The sequence below is a fragment of the Stenotrophomonas sp. Marseille-Q4652 genome, assembly GCF_916618915.1.
GTDB lineage: Bacteria > Pseudomonadota > Gammaproteobacteria > Xanthomonadales > Xanthomonadaceae > Stenotrophomonas.
In genome coordinates this window covers 377,391-395,140 of the sequence record NZ_CAKAKE010000001.1, presented here as the reverse complement: position 1 = coordinate 395,140, position 17,750 = coordinate 377,391, and the positions used below count along the sequence as shown (strand labels likewise).

The 17,750-nt window shown below is 68.2% G+C and carries 22 protein-coding genes; 14 read left to right on the top strand and 8 right to left on the bottom strand.

What is annotated here, in order from left to right:
- Positions 1 to 32: 32 nt before the first annotated feature.
- Positions 33 to 497, top strand: coding sequence for a DUF4442 domain-containing protein (locus LG380_RS01820; RefSeq protein WP_225763336.1), 465 nt, complete (start codon positions 33 to 35; stop codon positions 495 to 497).
- On the opposite strand, the gene LG380_RS01815 is transcribed toward LG380_RS01820, so the two are convergent.
- On the bottom strand, positions 498 to 1,850 hold the full coding sequence (locus tag LG380_RS01815) for a hypothetical protein (RefSeq protein ID WP_225763335.1): 1,353 nt from the start codon (positions 1,848 to 1,850) through the stop codon (positions 498 to 500). It lies immediately after the preceding gene.
- Positions 1,851 to 1,910: 60 nt separating this feature from the next.
- Between LG380_RS01815 and LG380_RS01810 the strand changes: the two genes are divergently transcribed.
- The 8 genes from LG380_RS01810 to LG380_RS01775 all read left to right on the top strand — a co-directional run bounded on the left by LG380_RS01810 (position 1,911) and on the right by LG380_RS01775 (position 10,239).
- Positions 1,911 to 2,579 carry a DUF502 domain-containing protein gene (locus tag LG380_RS01810; protein WP_225763334.1) on the top strand — a complete coding sequence of 223 codons (669 nt, stop codon included), beginning with the start codon at positions 1,911 to 1,913 and terminating at the stop codon, positions 2,577 to 2,579.
- Positions 2,569 to 3,354: a queuosine precursor transporter gene (locus LG380_RS01805; RefSeq protein ID WP_225763333.1), complete on the top strand. Its 786-nt coding sequence runs from the start codon at positions 2,569 to 2,571 to the stop codon at positions 3,352 to 3,354. The genes LG380_RS01810 and LG380_RS01805 overlap by 11 nt, the downstream gene beginning before the upstream one ends.
- Positions 3,355 to 3,476: 122 nt before the next feature.
- Entirely contained in the window at positions 3,477 to 5,339 is a 1,863-nt protein-coding gene (locus LG380_RS01800; RefSeq protein ID WP_225766410.1) for a DUF885 family protein, read from the top strand.
- A 39-nt stretch (positions 5,340 to 5,378) separates the two neighbouring features.
- Positions 5,379 to 6,428, top strand: a complete 1,050-nt coding sequence (locus tag LG380_RS01795) for a serine hydrolase domain-containing protein (RefSeq protein WP_225766409.1) — start codon at positions 5,379 to 5,381, stop codon at positions 6,426 to 6,428.
- Positions 6,425 to 6,841: a VOC family protein gene (locus LG380_RS01790; protein WP_225763332.1), complete on the top strand. Its 417-nt coding sequence runs from the start codon at positions 6,425 to 6,427 to the stop codon at positions 6,839 to 6,841. The genes LG380_RS01795 and LG380_RS01790 overlap by 4 nt, the downstream gene beginning before the upstream one ends.
- 111 nt (positions 6,842 to 6,952) lie before the next feature.
- Complete coding sequence (locus tag LG380_RS01785; RefSeq protein WP_225763331.1) at positions 6,953 to 7,399, top strand: DUF2147 domain-containing protein; 447 nt, start codon at positions 6,953 to 6,955, stop codon at positions 7,397 to 7,399.
- A 121-nt stretch (positions 7,400 to 7,520) separates the two neighbouring features.
- Positions 7,521 to 9,605 carry a methionine--tRNA ligase gene (metG, locus tag LG380_RS01780; protein ID WP_225763330.1) on the top strand — a complete coding sequence of 695 codons (2,085 nt, stop codon included), beginning with the start codon at positions 7,521 to 7,523 and terminating at the stop codon, positions 9,603 to 9,605.
- A 43-nt stretch (positions 9,606 to 9,648) separates the two neighbouring features.
- Positions 9,649 to 10,239 carry an HAD family hydrolase gene (locus tag LG380_RS01775; protein ID WP_225763329.1) on the top strand — a complete coding sequence of 197 codons (591 nt, stop codon included), beginning with the start codon at positions 9,649 to 9,651 and terminating at the stop codon, positions 10,237 to 10,239.
- On the opposite strand, the gene LG380_RS01770 is transcribed toward LG380_RS01775, so the two are convergent.
- Complete coding sequence (locus tag LG380_RS01770) at positions 10,240 to 11,151, bottom strand: pseudouridine synthase (RefSeq protein ID WP_225763328.1); 912 nt, start codon at positions 11,149 to 11,151, stop codon at positions 10,240 to 10,242.
- 138 nt (positions 11,152 to 11,289) lie between these two features.
- Here LG380_RS01770 and rnfB point away from each other — a divergent pair, with 138 nt between their 5' ends.
- The 3 genes from rnfB (at position 11,290) to LG380_RS01755 (ending at position 12,319) form a co-directional block, all read left to right on the top strand.
- A complete protein-coding gene (rnfB, locus tag LG380_RS01765) occupies positions 11,290 to 11,703 on the top strand; it encodes an Rnf electron transport complex subunit RnfB (RefSeq protein ID WP_225763327.1) in 414 nt (137 codons plus the stop codon).
- 71 nt (positions 11,704 to 11,774) lie between these two features.
- Complete coding sequence (locus LG380_RS01760; RefSeq protein WP_225763326.1) at positions 11,775 to 12,011, top strand: hypothetical protein; 237 nt, start codon at positions 11,775 to 11,777, stop codon at positions 12,009 to 12,011.
- The gene (locus tag LG380_RS01755; RefSeq protein WP_225763325.1) at positions 11,981 to 12,319 is read left to right on the top strand and encodes a Spy/CpxP family protein refolding chaperone; all 339 of its coding nucleotides are present in this window, start codon (positions 11,981 to 11,983) and stop codon (positions 12,317 to 12,319) included. Before LG380_RS01760 ends, LG380_RS01755 begins: the two co-directional genes overlap by 31 nt.
- Before the next feature lie 111 nt (positions 12,320 to 12,430).
- On the opposite strand, the gene LG380_RS01750 is transcribed toward LG380_RS01755, so the two are convergent.
- The 5 genes from LG380_RS01750 to thpR all read right to left on the bottom strand — a co-directional run bounded on the left by LG380_RS01750 (position 12,431) and on the right by thpR (position 15,014).
- Entirely contained in the window at positions 12,431 to 12,778 is a 348-nt protein-coding gene (locus tag LG380_RS01750; protein WP_225763324.1) for a RidA family protein, read from the bottom strand.
- Positions 12,762 to 13,481, bottom strand: coding sequence for a DUF998 domain-containing protein (locus LG380_RS01745; protein ID WP_225763323.1), 720 nt, complete (start codon positions 13,479 to 13,481; stop codon positions 12,762 to 12,764). Before LG380_RS01745 ends, LG380_RS01750 begins: the two co-directional genes overlap by 17 nt.
- A 46-nt stretch (positions 13,482 to 13,527) precedes the next feature.
- The gene (locus tag LG380_RS01740; protein ID WP_225763322.1) at positions 13,528 to 13,707 is read right to left on the bottom strand and encodes an oxidoreductase-like domain-containing protein; all 180 of its coding nucleotides are present in this window, start codon (positions 13,705 to 13,707) and stop codon (positions 13,528 to 13,530) included.
- 80 nt (positions 13,708 to 13,787) lie between these two features.
- Complete coding sequence (locus LG380_RS01735; protein WP_225763321.1) at positions 13,788 to 14,387, bottom strand: hypothetical protein; 600 nt, start codon at positions 14,385 to 14,387, stop codon at positions 13,788 to 13,790.
- A 39-nt stretch (positions 14,388 to 14,426) separates the two neighbouring features.
- A complete protein-coding gene (gene thpR / locus LG380_RS01730) occupies positions 14,427 to 15,014 on the bottom strand; it encodes an RNA 2',3'-cyclic phosphodiesterase (protein WP_225763320.1) in 588 nt (195 codons plus the stop codon).
- A gap of 299 nt (positions 15,015 to 15,313) precedes the next feature.
- Here thpR and LG380_RS01725 point away from each other — a divergent pair, with 299 nt between their 5' ends.
- The gene (locus LG380_RS01725) at positions 15,314 to 16,414 is read left to right on the top strand and encodes a tetratricopeptide repeat protein (protein WP_225763319.1); all 1,101 of its coding nucleotides are present in this window, start codon (positions 15,314 to 15,316) and stop codon (positions 16,412 to 16,414) included.
- 33 nt (positions 16,415 to 16,447) lie between these two features.
- On the opposite strand, the gene LG380_RS01720 is transcribed toward LG380_RS01725, so the two are convergent.
- Complete coding sequence (locus tag LG380_RS01720; RefSeq protein WP_225763318.1) at positions 16,448 to 16,786, bottom strand: zinc ribbon domain-containing protein YjdM; 339 nt, start codon at positions 16,784 to 16,786, stop codon at positions 16,448 to 16,450.
- Between the two features lie 111 nt (positions 16,787 to 16,897).
- On the opposite strand from LG380_RS01720, the gene LG380_RS01715 reads away from it, so the two are divergent.
- Positions 16,898 to 17,692 carry a hypothetical protein gene (locus tag LG380_RS01715; protein ID WP_225763317.1) on the top strand — a complete coding sequence of 265 codons (795 nt, stop codon included), beginning with the start codon at positions 16,898 to 16,900 and terminating at the stop codon, positions 17,690 to 17,692.
- The last annotated feature ends 58 nt before the right edge of the window (positions 17,693 to 17,750 follow it).

The following is a 17,750-nucleotide window of genomic DNA, read 5'->3' as shown; positions in this document are numbered from 1 at the left end:
CTTCGCGCCTGCCTTTCCGCTCTTTCCCACGCATGAATCCAACGCTGTTCCGCCACGGCATCAACCTGTGGCCACCGTTCCTGCTCGCTGGCATCCATGTGACCAAGGTGTCACGGGATTTCCGTGACATCGACGTCGAACTGCGCATGCGCCCGTGGAACCGCAACTATGTCGGCACCCACTTCGGCGGCAGCCTGTTTGCGATGACCGACCCGTTCTGGATGTTCTCGGTCCTGCGCAACCTGGGCAACAGGTATTTCGTCTGGGACAAGGCCGCCGAGATCGAGTTCGTCAAACCCGGCAAGGGCACGGTCGGTACGTCGTTCCATCTGGACGAGGCCACGCTGGACGAGCTGCGGGCCAGGGCCGCCGATGGCGGCAAGGTGCTGCACTGGTTCGAGAACGACATCACCGACGCCAAGGGCGAAGTGGTGGCCCGCGTGCGCAAGCAGGTCTACGTGCGGCTCAAGCCAGCCGCACGCATCCCGGCCGGCTGATCAATGCGCGCCGGCGGCCGCGTCGCTCGGCTGCAGTGGCAACGCCACCTGCGGTTTCGTCGCCTCGCGGCTGCTGTAGGCCGGCATCTCCAGCCAGCGTCCGTCGGCACTGACCGACACTGCCCTTGAGGGCGAGCGCAGCGGTCCGGGCAGGCCGGCCAGCCGTGCCGCGACGTCGCCATCGCCCGGCTGCCCGCGCAGCCACAGCAGGATGGACACCAGCCGCAGCTGGGCGCCGGCGTCCTGCAGCCGTGCCGGGTAATCGGTATAGGCCGGTCCGGCGATCGAGGTAACGATGCAGCCGACGGTATTTGCCGCGCAGCGCAGCGTCCACGGCGAGGCATTGATCTGCGGCGCGGGCGGCGGTGGCGCGTCCTGCGCCAGCGCAGCGGCGGCCTGCTCAGTGCAGGCCGGAGCCAGCACCCAGGCCTGGCGGCCAATGCTCTTGTCCTCGTCCAGCAGTAGCCAGACGCCGCGCTTGTCCTCGCGCCTCAGCGTCGGCCATATGCTGGTGACCATCCGGTACTCGCCGCGCATCGCGTTGCAGGCACTCAGTTCGGCTGGCGCCGGTAGTGCGAACGCATCACTGCAACCAGCCGGCAGTGGGTGGTCCGCGGGCAGTTCGGCCAGCACCTGCGAGAACAAGCGGGAACTGGCATGTACCAGGCTGGAGCCCATCATCGCCAGTACGAGCGAATCACTGCGCGACATCAGCATCCGGCCGGTCACCACAGAACGGCACAGCCCGACCAGCGCCTCGTCGCTGCGACCCTGTGCATGCGCCAGCGCGTGTGCGGTGTACGCGCGGGCCAGGACCTGCAGCTCGGGAAGCGGCGTACTAGTGTCCTGCGGAAGCGGCGATTGCACGTAGTCGTAATCGCCCAGCGCGGCGATACGTGCCAGCAGCCCCTGCTGGTCTTCAAGCGCCTTCGCATAGTCCTGCGGTGCCGTGCGCACCTTGTCCAGGCAGTCCAGCTCAGCGAGTCCGCAGGCGGGCCTGGCGCGGATATCCACACGCGGCCAGAGGCCGGCGGCCACGCTCGGCGGCGGCACCGGCAGGTCGGTTTCCTGACCGGCCTGCTGCGCAGCCACACGCCTGGCCACGATCTCCTGCTGGGCGGCCACATCCCGGGCCAGCAGCTCGGCATGGCGATCTTCCGGAATGCCCTCGTAGGGCAGGAACCACAGTGCGGCAAAACCATTGCGGCCGGTGAAGCCGGGATCGGCCTCGAGCAGCGCGCGCGCCTGGCGGTGTTCGGCCGGTACCGGCAGCGCCCTGGAAATCCCCCAGACCAGCACGACCAGCGCCGCCACGGCTGCCAGTCCCTTTGCAATCCATACCAGTGCCTTCATTCCCTTCCCCCTTGGCCGGCGCCCGTCCTGGTCGCCTCCAGCCGCCGGCTACAATAGCGCATGGCTTCCGACACCTTCCCGCGCACCTCGGTGCAGAAACTCTTCCTCACCGGCCTGCTGACCCTGCTTCCGATCTGGCTGACCTGGGTCGTGGTCAAGTTCGTGTTCGGGCTGCTGTCGGACATCAGCAGCCCGCTGGTGATCCCGCTCTCGCACCAGATGGCCGCGTCCTTCCCGCATTACCTGGGCTGGGTAAAGGCCGAGTGGGTGCAGGCGGTGTTCGGCGTGTTCGCCACCGTGCTGGTGGTCCTGGCGGTGGGCGCACTGAGCCGTCGCGTGATCGGCCAGCAACTGCTGCGCTGGTTCGGCGCGATCATCCGCCGCATTCCGCTGGCCAGCATCATCTATGACAGCGCGCGCAAGCTGCTGGACATCCTGCAGACCAAGCCCGGCAGCACCCAGCGCGTGGTGCTGATCGACTTCCCGCACCGGGAGATGAAGTCGGTCGGCCTGGTAACGCGGGTGATCCAGGAGGCCGGCACCGGCCGCGAGCTGGCCGCGGTATACGTGCCGACCACGCCCAACCCGACCTCGGGTTACCTCGAAATCGTGCCGGTGGAACTGCTCACTCCCACCGACTGGACCGTGGACCAGGCGATGGGCTTCATCATCTCCGGCGGCGCGGTGGCGCCGGACACGATGCCCTTCACCCGCGCCGGTGAGCGCTGAGGTGACCCCGCGGCCGCTGCAGGATCGGGCGGTCCTGCTGTTCATCGTGCTGGCCGCGTTCTTCTGCGCCAACGCGGTGCTGGCCGAGCTGATCGGCGTCAAGATCTTCGCCCTGGAGGACACCCTCGGCATCGCGCCGCTGAACTGGAACCTGTTCGGCCAGACAGGCTCGCTCAGCTTCACCGCGGGCACCTTGCTGTGGCCGGTGGTGTTCGTGATGACCGACACCATCAATGAGTTCTTCGGCAAGCGTGGCGTGCGCTTCATCTCGTGGCTGGCCGCGGTGCTGATCAGCTACGGCTTCCTGTTCGCCTTTGCCGCGATCGCGCTGGTGCCGGCCAGCTGGTGGGTCACCGCGATGCGGGCTGAAGGCGTGCCCGATTACCAGGCCGCGTTCGCCGCGGTGTTCGGCCAGGGCATGTGGACGATTGCCGGCTCGCTGGTCGCGTTCATGGTCGGCCAGCTGATCGACGTGGCGGTGTTCCACCGCATCCGCCGCGCCACCGGCGAACGCATGGTGTGGCTGCGCGCGACCGGTTCGACCGCGGTCTCGCAGCTGGTGGACAGCTTCGTGGTGATCTGGATCGCCTTCGTGCTCGGCCCGCAGCAGTGGCCGACCTCGCTGTTCCTGGCGGTGAGCACGGTGAACTACGCCTACAAGCTGATGTTCGCCGTCGCGCTGATCCCGCTGCTGTACCTGATGCGCCGGGCCATCACCGCCTATCTCGGTGCCGAACCGGCACAGCAGTTGCGCCTGCAGGCCGCCGCGGACTGACCGATTTTCCGGGACGGGGTGTTCTCCGCGACAGGTGAACCCGGCATTACGCGCTGACACCTGCGGCGGGTGGTCGTATCCGGTGTTATCGGGCACTCTCCCCGCTTCGTGTTCCCGTGGAATTGCCGATGTCCCACCGTTTGTCGACCGCCCTGGCGTTCGCCATCGCCGCGTTGCTGGGCCTGTCCATCGCACTGCCGGCCGATGCGGCCACCAGGAAGAAGGCCAAGCGCCCGGCCGCCACGCAGGTGCGCAGCGCCGCGCCCAAGGCGCCGGCAAGCCAGGACCGCGCCGCACAGCTGAACCGGCTTTACGAGCAGTACTGGGACGCTTCGATGCGGCTGAACCCGCTCAAGGCGACCTTCCAGGGCGATGGCCGCCACAACGGCGAGCTCCCCAACTTCCTGTCTGCGGCGTTCCGCCAGCAGTCGCATGACTTCACCGTGGAGTGGCTGGGCAAGGTGGAGGCCATCGGTCCGCAGGGCCTCACCGGCCAGGACCTGCTCAGCTACGAGCTGTTCGTGCGTGATGCACGCCTGGCGCTGGAAGCGGAGAAGTTTCCCAGCTGGATGATGCCGATCAGCCAGTACTCCAATGTCGCCAGCATCATGGCGGTACTTGGCTCCGGTGCCGGCCCGCAACCGTTCGCCACGGTGAAGGATTACGAGAACTGGTCGCGCCGCTCGGTTGGCATCCCCGTACTGTTCGACCAGGCCATCGACAACATGCGCCAGGGCATTGCCGCGGGCGTGGTGCAGCCCCGGGTGGTGATGGAGAAGGTGCTGCCGCAGCTGGACGCGGTGATCCGCCCAACCGCGGAAGAAAGCCTGTTCTGGATGCCGATCCGGAACATGCCGGAGGATTTCTCGGAAGAAGACCGCGCTCGGCTCACCGCCGAGTACAAGCGCATGATCGAGAACCGGATCATGCCCGCGTACCGCTCGCTGCGCGGCTTCATCGCCACGGCCTACCTGCCGGCCGCGCGCAATGGCGATGGACTGTCGACATTGCCCAACGGCCAGGCCTGGTACGCGCATCACCTGCGCCAGGCGACCTCAACCACGCAGGCGCCTGCAGAGCTGCATGCCGCCGCGGTGGCTCAGGTGGAGGAGCTGCAGGCACGGATCGTGGCGGAGATGAAGCAGGCCAGACTGCGTGGCTCGCCGGAGAAGCTGCTGCGCAACATGCGCAATGACAGGCAGTTCCGCTCCAGCAGTGCCGAAGCGCTGCTGGCCGACTACCGCCAGGTCCATGACAAGGTACGCGCCGGCCTGCCAATCCTGATCGGCACCCTGCCCGGGGCACCGCTGCAGGTACAGGCCATGGATGCCGCACGCGCGGCCACCGCGCCGGCGATCTCCTACCAGCAGCCATTGTCCGACGGTGCGCCCGGCGTGCTCTACGTCAACACCAGCGACCTGGCCGCGCGCAAGCGCTGGGCGGTGCCGATGCAGTTCGTGCATGAGGCCCTGCCCGGTCACCACGTGCAGCTGGGCTTGCAGCAGGGGCTGGACAAGCTGCCGCGCTTCCGCCACCTCGGCGGCGACGTAGCCTTCGTCGAAGGCTGGGGGCTGTACGCCGAATCGCTGGGGCTGGAATTGGGCGTGTACGACGATCCCCACGCACGCATCGCCTACCTGCAGGCCGCGTTGTCGCGTGCCGCCCGGATGGCCGCCGATACCGGCCTGCATGCCCAGGGCTGGAGCCGCAAGCAGGCCGTCGACTACCTGGTGCGGGTCGGTGGCCTGGAACCGGCGACGGCCGAGGCCGACGTCGAGCGCTCGCTGGCCGAGCCGGGCCAGGCGCTGGCCAACCGCGCCGGTGAGCTGAAGTTCCTCGAACTGCGTGCGGCCGCCGAGCAGGCGCTGGGCGAGCGTTTCGACGTGCGCGCCTTCCACGACGAAGTGCTGCGCGATGGTTCGTTGCCGCTGGATATCCTGCAGGCCAAGATCGAACGCTGGATCGCCAGCCAGTCCCGCCCCTGACCCGAGGACGCCACGATGCTCCGGACCTGTGCCCGCCTGATGGTCCTGTTGCTGTCCTGCACTGCCGGAGCCGCGCTGGCCTCGCCGCAACTGGCACCGCCAGATCCAGGCATCGACGCACTGATGCGCGACTACGACGGCCAGGTGCCCGGTGCGGCGGTGCTGGTCCTGCACGAGGGCAAGCCGGTGTTCCGCCGCGGCTACGGGCTGGCCGAACTGGAACAGGCCACCGCGGTAACGCCACAGACCAACTTCCGCCTGGCCTCGGTCAGCAAGCAGTTCACCGCCGCGGCCATCCTGCTGCTGGCCGAGGACGGCAGGCTGTCGATCGATGATCCACTCAAACGCTGGCTGCCCGGCCTGCCAGCGGCCGCGGAGGCGGTCACGCTGCGCCACCTGCTCAGCCACACCAGCGGCCTGCTCGACTACGAAGACCTGATGGACCCGGCCGACACCCGCCAGGTGCACGACAGCGACGTCCTGCAACTGCTGCAGCGCGAGGACCGCACCTACTTCGCACCCGGCAGCCAGTACCGCTACAGCAACAGCGGCTATGCATTGCTGGCGCTGGTGGTCGCCCAGGCCTCGGGCATGGATTTCGCCAGCTTCCTGCAGCGGCGCATCTTCCAGCCGCTTGGCATGACCGGCACCGTCGCCCACCAGGACGGCGTGGATGAGGTGGCGCATCGCGCCTACGGCCACAGCCTCGTCGACGGCCGCTGGCAGCGCACCGACCAGAGCACCACCAGCGCCGTGCTCGGTGATGGCGGCATCTACTCCTCGCTCGATGACCTGGCCCGCTGGGACGCGGCGCTGTACGACGGACGTCTGCTTTCACGCGCCTCGCTGCGCCAGATGTTCTCCCCGTCCACGCCGACGCCGGAGCCCGATGTGCCGTCCTATGGCTTTGGCTGGCGGCTCAATGGCAAGGCGCAATGGCACAGTGGCGAGAGCATCGGCTTCCGCAACGTGATCCTGCGCTATCCCGACCAGCGGCTCACGGTGATCGTGCTGACCAACCGCAACGATCCGGAGCCCTATCCCACCGCGCTGCGCATCGCCCAACGCTGGCTGGATGTCCTGCAATGAGCGCGGGGCTGGCCGGCATCCACCACGTCGCCCTGATCGTCTCGGACTACGCGCGCTCGAAGGACTTCTACACCCGCATCCTCGGCCTGCGCGTGCTCGCCGAGCATTACCGGGCGCAGCGCGACTCGTGGAAGCTCGACCTGGCCCTGCCCGATGGCAGCCAGATCGAACTGTTTTCCTTCCCCGCCCCGCCACCGCGCCCGAGCCGCCCGGAAGCGCGCGGCCTGCGCCACCTCGCGTTCCGCGTCGAGGACCTCGATGCGAGCATCGCCCACCTGCACGCCAATGGCGTGGCTACCGAGCCGGTGCGCGTGGACGAGTACACCGGACATCGCTTCACCTTCCTTGCCGATCCGGACGAGCTGCCGCTGGAACTGTACGAAACCGTTGACGCACTCCTGCACCCAGCCTGACGGGTACAGTTTCCACTGCCTCCGGGCGGATTCCGTACCCGGCCGAATGGGTATAAAGTCGGGCCATCCCCGGCCCTGCGCCGGGTCCAACGAAATCCCTGGGAGGGGAACATGCGCAAGAGCTTCAAGACCCTGTTGCTGGCCCTGCCGCTGGGCCTGGCCGCCATTGGCAGCGTCCACGCCGACAACACCAGCGCCGAAGGCCGCTGGCGCCAGATCGACCCGGACACCGGCCGCGCCAAGTCCATCGTCGAGATCAGCCGCGCCGGCAACGGCCAGCTCAACGGCAAGATCGTCGAGCTGCTGAACCCGTCCAGGCCGAACCCGACCTGCGACAAGTGCAGCGATGACCGCAAGAACAAGCCGATCACCGGCATGGAGATCATCCGCGGCATGCAGGCCGACGGTGCCGGCAAGTGGAAAGGCGGCAAGATCCTCAAGCCCGACGAGGGCAAGGTCTACAACTCCAAGATGGCGCTGATCGAAGGCGGCAAGAAGCTGGAGGTTTCCGGCTGCGTGGCCTTCATCTGCAAGACCCAGGTGTGGGAACGCCTCTGAGCGACCCGCTCCATGCAACATCCCGGACCCGGCCACTGGCCGGGTCCTTTGTTTCCGGCCCCGCGCTGGCCGCCCCGGGAGGGCGTGCGATAATCGCCGGTCCCCCGAATCACGAACGGCCATGACCCGTAGCGCTCTCGTCACCAACGCCCTGCCGTATGCCAACGGCCCGCTCCACCTCGGCCACCTGGTCGGCTACATCCAGGCCGACATCTGGGTCCGCGCGCGGCGGCTGATGGGCGGGAAGGTCTGGTACGTCTGCGCCGACGACACCCACGGCACCCCGATCATGCTCGGCGCCGAGAAGGCCGGGCTCACCCCGGAGGCCTACATTGCCGGCATCCAGGCCAGCCACGAGGCCGACTTCGCTGCCTTTGGCGTGGACTTCGACCACTACGACTCGACCAACTCGGCGGCCAACCGCGAGCTGACCGAGGAGCTGTACCGCCGCCTGGACGCCGCCGGCCACATCTCGCGCCGTTCGGTGGCCCAGTTCTACGACCCGGCCAAGGGCATGTTCCTGCCCGACCGCTACATCAAGGGCACCTGCCCCAAGTGCAAGTCGCCGGACCAGTACGGCGACAACTGCGAGGTGTGCGGCGCCACCTACGGCCCGACCGAACTGATCGAGCCGCGCTCGGTGATTTCCGGCGCCACCCCGGAAATGCGCGACTCGGAGCATTACTTCTTCGAGGTCGGGCACTTCGAGGAATTCCTGCGCGGCTGGCTGGCGCAGGACGTCGCCCTGCCCGGCGTGAAGGCCAAGCTGGCCGAATGGCTGGACGCCGAGGGTGGCCTGCGCGCCTGGGACATCTCCCGCGACGCGCCGTACTTCGGCTTCGAGATCCCCGGCGCGCCGGGCAAGTACTTCTACGTGTGGCTGGACGCGCCAATCGGCTACCTGTCCAGCTTCAAGAACCTGTGCGTGAAGACCGGCGAAGATTTTGCTGCCTTCCTGCACAAGGACAGTGGAAATGAGCTGCACCACTTCATCGGCAAGGACATCGTCAATTTCCACGGCCTGTTCTGGCCGTCGGTTCTGCATGGCACCGAACTGCTTGTGCCCACCAAGCTGCACGTCAACGGCTACCTGACCGTGGACGGGGCGAAGATGAGCAAGTCGCGCGGAACCTTCGTCAAGGCACGCACCTTCCTCGATGTGGGTCTGGAACCGGAAGCCCTGCGCTACTACTTTGCGGCCAAGAGCAGCGGCGGCGTCGACGACCTCGACCTGAACCTGTCCGATTTCGTCGCCCGCGTGAACTCGGACATCGTGGGCAAGTTCGTCAACCTGGCCAGCCGCGCGGCCGGCTTCATCACCAAGCGCTTCGATGGCCAGCTCGCCGCCACCCTGCCCGATGCGGCGCAATACGACCGTTTCGTCGCCGCGCTGGCGCCGATCCGCGAGGCCTACGAGCGCAACGACCCGGCCGCGGCGATCCGCCTGACCATGGCCCTGGCCGACGAGGCCAACAAGTACATCGACGATACCAAGCCGTGGGTGATCGCCAAGCAGGAAGGCAGCGACGCCGAGCTGCAGGCCGTCTGCACCCAGGGCCTGAACCTGTTCCGCGTGCTGGCCGCCGCGCTCAAGCCGGTGATGCCGCGCACCACCGCCGCGGCCGAGACCTTCCTAAACGCACAGGTGAATGCGTGGTCCGACCTGGACCAGCCACTCACCGCCCACGCCATCGCGCCCTACCAGGCGCTGTTCACCCGTATCGATACCAAGCTGATCGACGCCATGACCGACGCCTCCAAGGACACCCTGACCGCTGCTGCCCCGGCCGCCGACACCAAGACCGAGAAGCAGGCTGCCGAGCCGGCCAAGACCGAGGCGGCCCCGGCGGCGAAGGCCGAAGGCGACGCGCCGCAGTACATCGGCATCGACGACTTCGCCAAGCTCGACCTGCGCATCGGCAAGGTGCTGGAGTGCGGCTTCGTCGAAGGCTCGGACAAGCTGCTGCGCTTCAAGCTCGACGCTGGTGACCTGGGCGAGCGCCAGATCTTCTCCGGCATCCGCGCCTCCTACGGCGAGCCGGAAAAGCTGGTCGGCCGCAGCGTGGTGTTCATCGCCAACCTGGCCCCGCGCAAGATGCGCTTCGGCATCAGCGAAGGGATGATCCTGTCGGCCGGCTTCGACGGCGGCGCGCTGGCGCTGCTGGATGCCGACGAGGGTGCAGCGGCCGGCATGCCGGTCCGCTGATGGCACCGGGCGCGGCCTGTCCGCGCCCTCTTCCGGAGCCGCCATGGAACTGGCGCTGTTCGACTTCGACCACACCATCACCACCTGCGACACCTATGGCCGTTTCCTGCGCCGGGTGGCCACGCCGGAACAGCGCGCGCAGGCCTGGTGGCGGGTCGGCCCGTGGCTACTGGCCTACCGGCTGAAGCTGATTTCGGCCGAACGCATCCGCCGGCGGGTGACCGCCCAGGTGTTCACCGGCCGCCATGCCGGCGAGATCGCCCAGCTGGCACGCGACTACGCCCGCGAACACCTGCCGGCGATGGTGCGGCCGCAGATGCTCGAGCAGATCCACTGGCACAAGGCGCAGGGTCACACCGTGGCGGTCGTTTCCGCCTCTATCGACCTGTACCTGCAGCGCTGGTGCGGAGAGCTTGGCGTGCAGATGGTCTGCAACCGGCTGGAAGTGGTCGACGGCCGCCTCACCGGTCGCTACGCCGATGCCGACTGCGGCCCACGCAAGGTGGCCCACATCCGCCGCCTGTTCGAGCTGGACAAGTACCTGCGGATCCACGCCTACGGCGACAGCCGCGAGGACAAGCCGATGCTCGCGCTGGCGCACGAGCGCTGGTATCGCGGCAAGCTGGTGTCCTGATCAGTCGGTGACAGGGCCGCGATCGAGCGTCAGGGACCTGGTCGACTCGAATCGCCGCTCCTGGCCGCTCAGCGGGTCCACGAAAGCCAGCTTCCAGGCCAGCAGTTGCAAAGGCCGCTCTGGATCATCCGCCGCCGGCTCCAGCAACTGCGGATAGCAGCGGTCATGCAGCAGCGGCGCGCCCAGCGCGGCCATGTGCACGCGCAGCTGGTGCTTGCGCCCGGTGATGGGTTGCAGCCGGTAGGTCCAGTACTCGGCGCCGCGATGGACCACGTCGACCAGCGTTTCGCTGTTCGGCTCGCCGGCAGCTTCGGCCATGCGGAAGAACGGCTCGCCCGGCACCAGCCGGCTGCGGTGCACATGCGGGAATGCCAGATGCGGCAGCGGCGCGGCGACGGCCAGGTATTCCTTGGTGATGCGGCGTTCGCGGAACAGCGCCTGGTATTGCCCGCGGGTGGCGGGATTGGCCGAGAACAGCACCAGCCCGGCGGTGTCGCGATCAATGCGGTGCAGCGGCACCAGATGCGGGTTGTGCAGCCGCTCGGTCAGCCGTGCCAGCAGGTTCTGGCGCACGTAGGCGCCGGCCGGCACCACGGGCAGGAAGTGCGGCTTGCAGGCCACCACGATGTCCTCGTCGGCATGGATGAGGGTCTCGGCGAACGGGATCACCTGCTCGTCCACCACCTCTCGGAAGTAATGCACCGTGTCCCCCAGCCGGTACCCCGCATCCAGCGTCAGCGGCCGTCCGTGGGCATCGAGCACCCGGCCGCGCTCGAACCGTCGCGCCCAGGTTTCCCCATCAATGGACGGAAACAACGCGCACAGCGCCTCGAACACGGTGCGCCATGGCCCGTCCGGCAGCTGGATGCGGCTCGCGGGCACGCCGTCGCGGGTCGGACGCAGATCGCTCATGGAGAGGCCAGGCAGGGGAGGCCGCCATGCTGCCACGCCCTGCCCAGCTTGCGGTGCACGCCGGCTACCCGCCATATCCGGTTAGGCCGGCACCTGCGCGGCTGCGATAATGCCGCCCTGTTGTCCCCGAGCCTGCCGATGTCCGTTGCCCCTCCACTCGTCGAACGCCTCGACCGCCTGCTGCCGCAGACCCAGTGCGGCCAGTGTGGCTTCGACGGTTGCCGCCCGTATGCCGAGGCCATGGCCCGTGGCGAGGCCGGCGTGGACCACTGCCCGCCCGGCGGTGATGCCGGTGCCCGCACATTGGCCCATGTGCTGGGCGTGCCGGCGATTCCGTTCGATCGCAGCCGTGGCGAGCACAAGGCAGCGCAGGTGGCGGTGATCGTCGAGGCCGACTGCATCGGCTGCACCAAGTGCATCCAGGTCTGTCCGGTGGACGCGATCATTGGCGGCGCCAAGTACATGCACACCGTGCTGGCGGATCTGTGCACCGGCTGCGAGCTGTGCATCCCGCCCTGCCCGGTGGACTGCATCGAGCTCAAGCCCGCCTGAGCGCTCGCGCGCAGACTCCGGCCTCGTCCGGCACACTTTTCGCCTGCCCCCTTGCCTGCAGGACTTGCCTGATGAAGTTGCACACCCTGGTGCTTGCTGTGTCCGCGCTGCTCGCCTGCCCCGTGGCGGGCGCGGCAGAACCCATGCCGCCCTACGCCGGCGGAAATGGCCGGAGCATCAGGTCGCTGTCTCCGGACCGTATCGAAGGCCTGGTGGCCGGCAAGGGCCTGGGCTATGCAAAGCCGCGGAGCTCAACGGCTACCCCGGCCCGCTGCACGTGCTTGAACTGGCTGATGCGCTGGAGTTGACGCCTGCCCAGCGCGAGGCCACCACCGCACTCCGCGCCCGCATGCAACAGCAGGCGATTGCCCTGGGGACCGACCTGGTGGCTGCCGAGGAAAAGCTGGAAATGATGTTCCGCTACGGGCACGTGGATGCGGCGACACTGAAGGCACAGCTCGACAGGATCGCTGCACTGGAAGCATCCCTGCGCCATGCACACCTGGCCGCCCACATCGAGCAGCGCGACCTGCTGACCAGCGAACAGAACGCACGCTACCCGCAATTGCGGGGCTATCCCCCGGGGAAATCGCATCAGGGCCACCACGGCCACTGACTGGCTTTGTCAGGATGCACGGCAGGCCTTGTGAGCGCCCCGCAGCGTCGCCTGAAATGAAAAGCCCCCGCCAACGCGGGGGCTGTGCGCATCTGGAGGTGCGGATGCCGCTCAGGGAACCGCCGCGGTCACCACGATCTCCACCTTCCATTCCGGGTTGGCGAGCCTGGCTTCCACGGTGGCGCGTGCCGGGGTAGCGCCGCGCGGCACCCATGCATCCCACGCCTGGTTCATGCCGGCGAAATCGGCCATGTCCGCCAGGAAGATCTCCGCGCGCAGGATGTTGCTCTTGTCGGTCACCGCCAGCGCCAGCAGCTCGTCGATCGCCTTGAGTACCTGTTCGGTCTGGCCAACGATGTCGACGCTGGTGTCCTCGGGCACCTGCCCGGCCAGGTAGGCCACGCGGTTGTGGATGGTCATCTCCGACATGCGCGGACCGGTGTCAAAGCGCTCGATCATCAGGCTGCTTCCTGTGGGTTGGGATGCCTGCATTGTGACCTGCCGCGACCGGTTGCGGCACCCGCCTGCATCCCTGCCACGCCACCATCACCAGCCAGGCCAGCACTCCGGCGATCACCAGCTTCTGGCTGCCACCGCGCGGCAGCTCGCGCCACAGCACATTGGCCCACAGCGCCGCAAACACGCACCACGCCAGCCACCAGCTGCGGGCGTGGAGGGGCGCCCAGGCCGGATCGGCGCGGAAGAGCGAGGCCTGCAGCAGCATCGCCACGGTGACGCAGAGGAAGGCGGTCTGTGCTGACAGCCCATGGACCAGGGGCGCCAGCAGCGGCGCCTGCTCGGGCAGGTAGCTGTCGCCCACCGCCACACCGGCCAGACCAACCGCGGCAGCGCTGAACAACAACACCGGCGCGGCGCTGCGCAGGGACCGCGGCTGGCTGCGGTACACCGCAGTGGCCATCAGCACGATGGCCAGGGCCAGCAGGCAGTACGCACTGCGCAGCAACAGTCCCCAGGGGCCATGCAGGTACAGGCTCAGCGTGGCGTGCATCCAGTCCAGATCGGTGCGCGCGAATTGCAGCGCAATGACCAGCGCGCCAAACATCGCGTATGAGAGCAGTGCGAGACCGAAGGCGAGCGGCAGTCGCCCGGTGCCATTGGCGGTTGTCCACGGCGCGGCAGGATCGGGAAGGCGTTCGGACATCGCGGTTTTCCAGTGATGGTGCGGACCTTCCCGTCCCGAGCTGGTCCTACTCGCTTTCCGGATGCCGCCGCTTCCACTCGGCCAGCGCGTGCCGGTAACGCTGCAGTTCCTCGGCATAGAGGTCCAGCACGCACAGCGGGCAGCCACTGCCACAGCACTCGTTGGGGCCCGGCTCTTCGGGCGGCAGCGGCCGCGGGTCCGGATCGGGAGGCAGGATCGTAGTCATTGCACCGGAGCGCGCCGGCCAGTTGGAAGGACCGTCATTGTAGCCGGCAGGCCCGGAGCGCCCGTGCGCAGGGCCGTTGCTCAGCCTGTGGCACGGCGCAGGTTGGCCCGTGCCGCCGCATCGCAGCGCGCGTGGAAGAAGTCGCTGAGAAAGATCCGCGGCTGGGCGAGCACGCCCTTGAGGAAGCGGCGGCGGTTGATCCGGAACAGCAGCCCCGGGACCTTGCCCCGGTACTCCTCGGCGATGCCGCGGTCGTAGGCATCAAACACATCGGCCGGCGCGGCGAGGATCGCCATGTCGCAATCCAGGAACAACGCGGCCTCGGCATCCACGTCCTGGGGCCGCAGCTGGCCGTGGCGGGCGGTCAGGCGGATCAGTTCGATGACCCGTTCGCTGTCGATGGCGTGATCGGGCAGCCACTGGGCGATGGCCCGCGCGGCCAGTTGCGCCGAACGTTCCTCGTTGTCGCTGCGCCCGGCCTGGTAGATCGCGTCGTGGTAGAGGATGGCCAGGTAGACCTCGCGCGGCTGCTGCCAGCCGGGGCCGGCCGCAACCTCGTCGAAGTGGCGCAGCAGTGCCTGCACGTGACCAAAGTTGTGATACGCCCGCGGTGGATCGGCGTAGGCGGCCCCCAGTTCGGCCAGCTGCGCGGCGGGAAGGATCAGCGGAGCATCAGGCATGCCGGCCATCTTGCCAGCGCACGCGGGCGGCGCAAGCGCTCAGCCCAGCTGCCAGCGCCCTTCCAGCTGGTAACGGGTCTGGCCGAGGAAGCTGCGGACCAGCAGGAACTCGCCCACGTGCCAGCGCAGCGGCTGCACCGGCTGCAGCGGCAGGTGGCGCTGGTCGTACAACAGGGTCATGTGCGGGGTGAACGCATGCCCAGGCTTGCCACCCACGCCCTGCAGGGAGCGGGCGAGCGCCTGCTGCAATGAATGCAGGTGCTCCACGCCCGATTCGCCACGCAGCACGAATGGGTTCTGCCGGCGTCCGGCAAAACTGCCTACCTGGTCGAAGCACACCTCGAAGGCGGGCATCCTCACCCGCCCGGCAGCCTGCTGCACCCGCGCCAGCAGGGCCGGCGGGATCCCGGCGAAATCGCCGACATGGTGCAGGGTCACGTGCAGGCGATCGCGATGCAGCAGCTTGCCCACCAGCCCGTGTTCCTCGCACAGCCCCGCGGCCAGTTCGATGATGCGGGCAGCGGTATGCGCATCGGGCATCACCGCGAAGAACAGGCGCTCGGTGGGGATGTCGTCGCCGAATCCCAGCAACATCTGCGCAGTGGCGGAAGGAAGTGGCTTGTTCATGGAAACGCGGGTCGCGGCGATGGACCCACAGCCGTGCACGGGCATGTATCGAAGGCCGCGGATACTACCAGACCACTCTCCTCCCCGGCCCGCCGGGTTGCGGGCCACGATTCCCGACCTGGTCATTTTTTGACCAGCCATTGGAAGGGCCTTGCCCGATGCGGGCTGCGGCGGGTTATCCACATGTTTGTCCGGCGCTGATCCACACCGGGTGTGGATGAAATTCCTCAATCCACATCCGCCCCGCACGGGCATACACTCGGTCCGACGGGGATGCCGCCCCCTGCGAGGTGCCTGCCATGATCGGATTGAGCGCACTGGCCTTCCTGGCCGCCACGACGCTGGCCCCGCCGCCATCCGCGCCGGTATTGCCGGAACCAGCCACCCCGGCCCCGGAACAGGTGATGGCGATTCCGCCGGCCCTCAAGCAGATGCTGCACGAACGCATCACCCCGGTGCGCTCGCCCGAGCAGCGCCTGTACCGGTTGGTGGAAATGGTCCTGCTGCCCGGAGGGCTGGAGCTGGAGTACGACGCCGAGGCCACGCAGACTGTGGCCGAAACCTTCGCCACGCGTCGCGCCAACTGCCTGTCCTTCACCCTGCTGTTCGTCGCCCTGGCGCGCGAGGCCGGGCTGGATGCACGCGTGCAGGAAGTTCGCCAGGTGGTGACCTGGTACCAGGACAAGGGACTGATCTACAACGCCGGCCACGTCAACGTCGGCCTGGACGTCGCCGGCCGCAAGGGCACCGTGGACCTGGACCGCAACGTGCTCTACGACCGCCGCGGGCCGCGCCCGATCAGCGACATCCGTGCCCTGGCCCACTTCTACAACAACCGCGGCGCCGAGCTGATGGCGATGGAGAAAGTGGAGGCCGCCAAGGCCCACTACGCGATGGCGCTGAGCCTGGAGCCACGCTTCACCTCCACCTGGAACAACCTGGGCGTGCTGCATTCGCGCCTGGGCAACGACGAGGACGCGGTGCGCCATTACCAGACCGCGCTGTCCATCGACCCGAAGAACCCGGCCGCACTGGCCAATGCCACTGCACTGCACAAGCGTCGCGGCGAGTACGCGCGCGCTGCGCAGCTGGCCGCCCGCATGGAGAAGGTGCGCCAGCGCGATCCGTTCTACCACTTCATGCTCGGCAACCAGTCCGAGGACAGGGGCGACTACAGCGCCGCCATCCGCCATTACCGGCGCGCAGTGGAGCTGTATCCCAGTGCCCACCAGTTCCACTTCGGCCTGGCCCGCAGTTATTTCCTGGTCGGCAATGACCGCAACGCCGAGCGCGAACTGCAGCTGGCCGAACGCATGGCCCAGAGCAGCGAAACCAAGGGCCGCTACCAGGACAAGCTCGACAGCCTGCGCCGGCTGGGCAGGCGCACCGCCCAGCACTGACGCGTCACCGGCCCGTCATGGGCCGGCGGCCGGTCACGCCTTGCGCAGGAAGCAGGTCTTCAGCACCAGGCCCTTGATCTTGTCCGAGTTGCCTTCGATGTGCTCGGCATCGTCCTCGACCAGGCGGATGTTGCGGATCACCGTGCCCTGCTTGAGCGGGATCGACGAGCCCTTGACCTTGAGGTCCTTGATCACGGTGACGGTGTCACCGGCAACCAGCACATTGCCGTTGCTGTCGCGCACGACCAGTGCCTCGCCCCCGGTGGCGTCACCGGCGGCCCACTCGTGGCCGCAATCGGCGCAGATCCACAGCGCGCCATCGGCGTAGGTGTTCTCGAGGCCACACTGGGGGCAGGCGGGGGCGCTGGACATCTGCTGACTCCTTGGAAAACCGCCATTCTAACCGGCGTGAAGACTGCCCCCGGCCCAACACCCGCCGGCGGATCGGGGTATAGATGCTCCCTTCCCACGGAAGGATTGCCCATGCCTACCCCGCGCCCCCTTGCCCTCGGCCTGTCACTGGCCCTGCTCGCTCCTGTCGCCGCCGCGCAGGAAATACCGGCACGTATCCCGCCCGCTCCGCACTGCCTGGATGCGCGGGAGATCACCGGCATGTACCAGGGCGATGAGGCCTCGGTCGTGGTTGCCAGCGCGCAGCGGTTCTACCGCCTGCAGTTCGTCGGGGGTTGCCCCGGCATCGCCGCCGAAGCCTCGCCGCTGCTGGTTGCGCCGGCGGGCTGGGCATGCGGTGGACCGAACGAAAGCGTCCAGGGTGAAAGCCTGCGCTGCCCGGTGTCCGCCGTGGAGGAGATCGACAGCCGCGAATACGCCCGCCATGCGCGGCGCGCCGCCGGCCATGACCGCAACACGCTGGCCCCGGTGACGGTAACCGCCAGCAGCGGCACCGACCGCAGCCGCCGTTACGCACGCGCCTTTGCCGGCACCGCCGACTACTGCTTCAACCCTACCCACATGCGCAGCTGGAACGAAACGCCCTACGGGCTGCAGGTGCAGGTCTCGCCCAGCCGCAATGCCGGCAACCGCGTCTATGCGATCGAGCTGGCCGGCAGTTGCCCCATGCTTACCTCCAGCCCGCCGTTGCAGTTCCAGTCCGGCATGGACGTGGGCGTGATCTGCGGCAATCCGGGCGACCGCGTGGTTGCCGTGCAGGAAACCCTGGATCCGGGTGGCAACCTGCTGGGCCGCACCGCGCGGCCGGGCGGCATCCTCACCGGTGGCGCCTGGTGCACCGTCGCGGCGGTGTACCCGGTCAACTAGCCGCACCGCGGCCCGCGGCTTGCACCGGCGCGCGCACTGGCCCACAGTGCGCGCCCCC

Coding starts and splice junctions, on each gene's coding strand:
- LG380_RS01820 (WP_225763336.1), top strand. CDS start 33: ATGAATCCAACGCTGTTCCGCCACGGCATCAACCTGTGGCCACCGTTC.
- LG380_RS01815 (WP_225763335.1), bottom strand. CDS start 1,850: ATGAAGGCACTGGTATGGATTGCAAAGGGACTGGCAGCCGTGGCGGCG.
- LG380_RS01810 (WP_225763334.1), top strand. CDS start 1,911: ATGGCTTCCGACACCTTCCCGCGCACCTCGGTGCAGAAACTCTTCCTC.
- LG380_RS01795 (WP_225766409.1), top strand. CDS start 5,379: ATGGTCCTGTTGCTGTCCTGCACTGCCGGAGCCGCGCTGGCCTCGCCG.
- LG380_RS01790 (WP_225763332.1), top strand. CDS start 6,425: ATGAGCGCGGGGCTGGCCGGCATCCACCACGTCGCCCTGATCGTCTCG.
- LG380_RS01785 (WP_225763331.1), top strand. CDS start 6,953: ATGCGCAAGAGCTTCAAGACCCTGTTGCTGGCCCTGCCGCTGGGCCTG.
- metG (WP_225763330.1), top strand. CDS start 7,521: ATGACCCGTAGCGCTCTCGTCACCAACGCCCTGCCGTATGCCAACGGC.
- LG380_RS01775 (WP_225763329.1), top strand. CDS start 9,649: ATGGAACTGGCGCTGTTCGACTTCGACCACACCATCACCACCTGCGAC.
- LG380_RS01770 (WP_225763328.1), bottom strand. CDS start 11,151: ATGAGCGATCTGCGTCCGACCCGCGACGGCGTGCCCGCGAGCCGCATC.
- rnfB (WP_225763327.1), top strand. CDS start 11,290: ATGTCCGTTGCCCCTCCACTCGTCGAACGCCTCGACCGCCTGCTGCCG.
- LG380_RS01760 (WP_225763326.1), top strand. CDS start 11,775: ATGAAGTTGCACACCCTGGTGCTTGCTGTGTCCGCGCTGCTCGCCTGC.
- LG380_RS01750 (WP_225763324.1), bottom strand. CDS start 12,778: ATGATCGAGCGCTTTGACACCGGTCCGCGCATGTCGGAGATGACCATC.
- LG380_RS01745 (WP_225763323.1), bottom strand. CDS start 13,481: ATGTCCGAACGCCTTCCCGATCCTGCCGCGCCGTGGACAACCGCCAAT.
- LG380_RS01740 (WP_225763322.1), bottom strand. CDS start 13,707: ATGACTACGATCCTGCCTCCCGATCCGGACCCGCGGCCGCTGCCGCCC.
- LG380_RS01735 (WP_225763321.1), bottom strand. CDS start 14,387: ATGCCTGATGCTCCGCTGATCCTTCCCGCCGCGCAGCTGGCCGAACTG.
- thpR (WP_225763320.1), bottom strand. CDS start 15,014: ATGAACAAGCCACTTCCTTCCGCCACTGCGCAGATGTTGCTGGGATTC.
- LG380_RS01725 (WP_225763319.1), top strand. CDS start 15,314: ATGATCGGATTGAGCGCACTGGCCTTCCTGGCCGCCACGACGCTGGCC.
- LG380_RS01720 (WP_225763318.1), bottom strand. CDS start 16,786: ATGTCCAGCGCCCCCGCCTGCCCCCAGTGTGGCCTCGAGAACACCTAC.
- LG380_RS01715 (WP_225763317.1), top strand. CDS start 16,898: ATGCCTACCCCGCGCCCCCTTGCCCTCGGCCTGTCACTGGCCCTGCTC.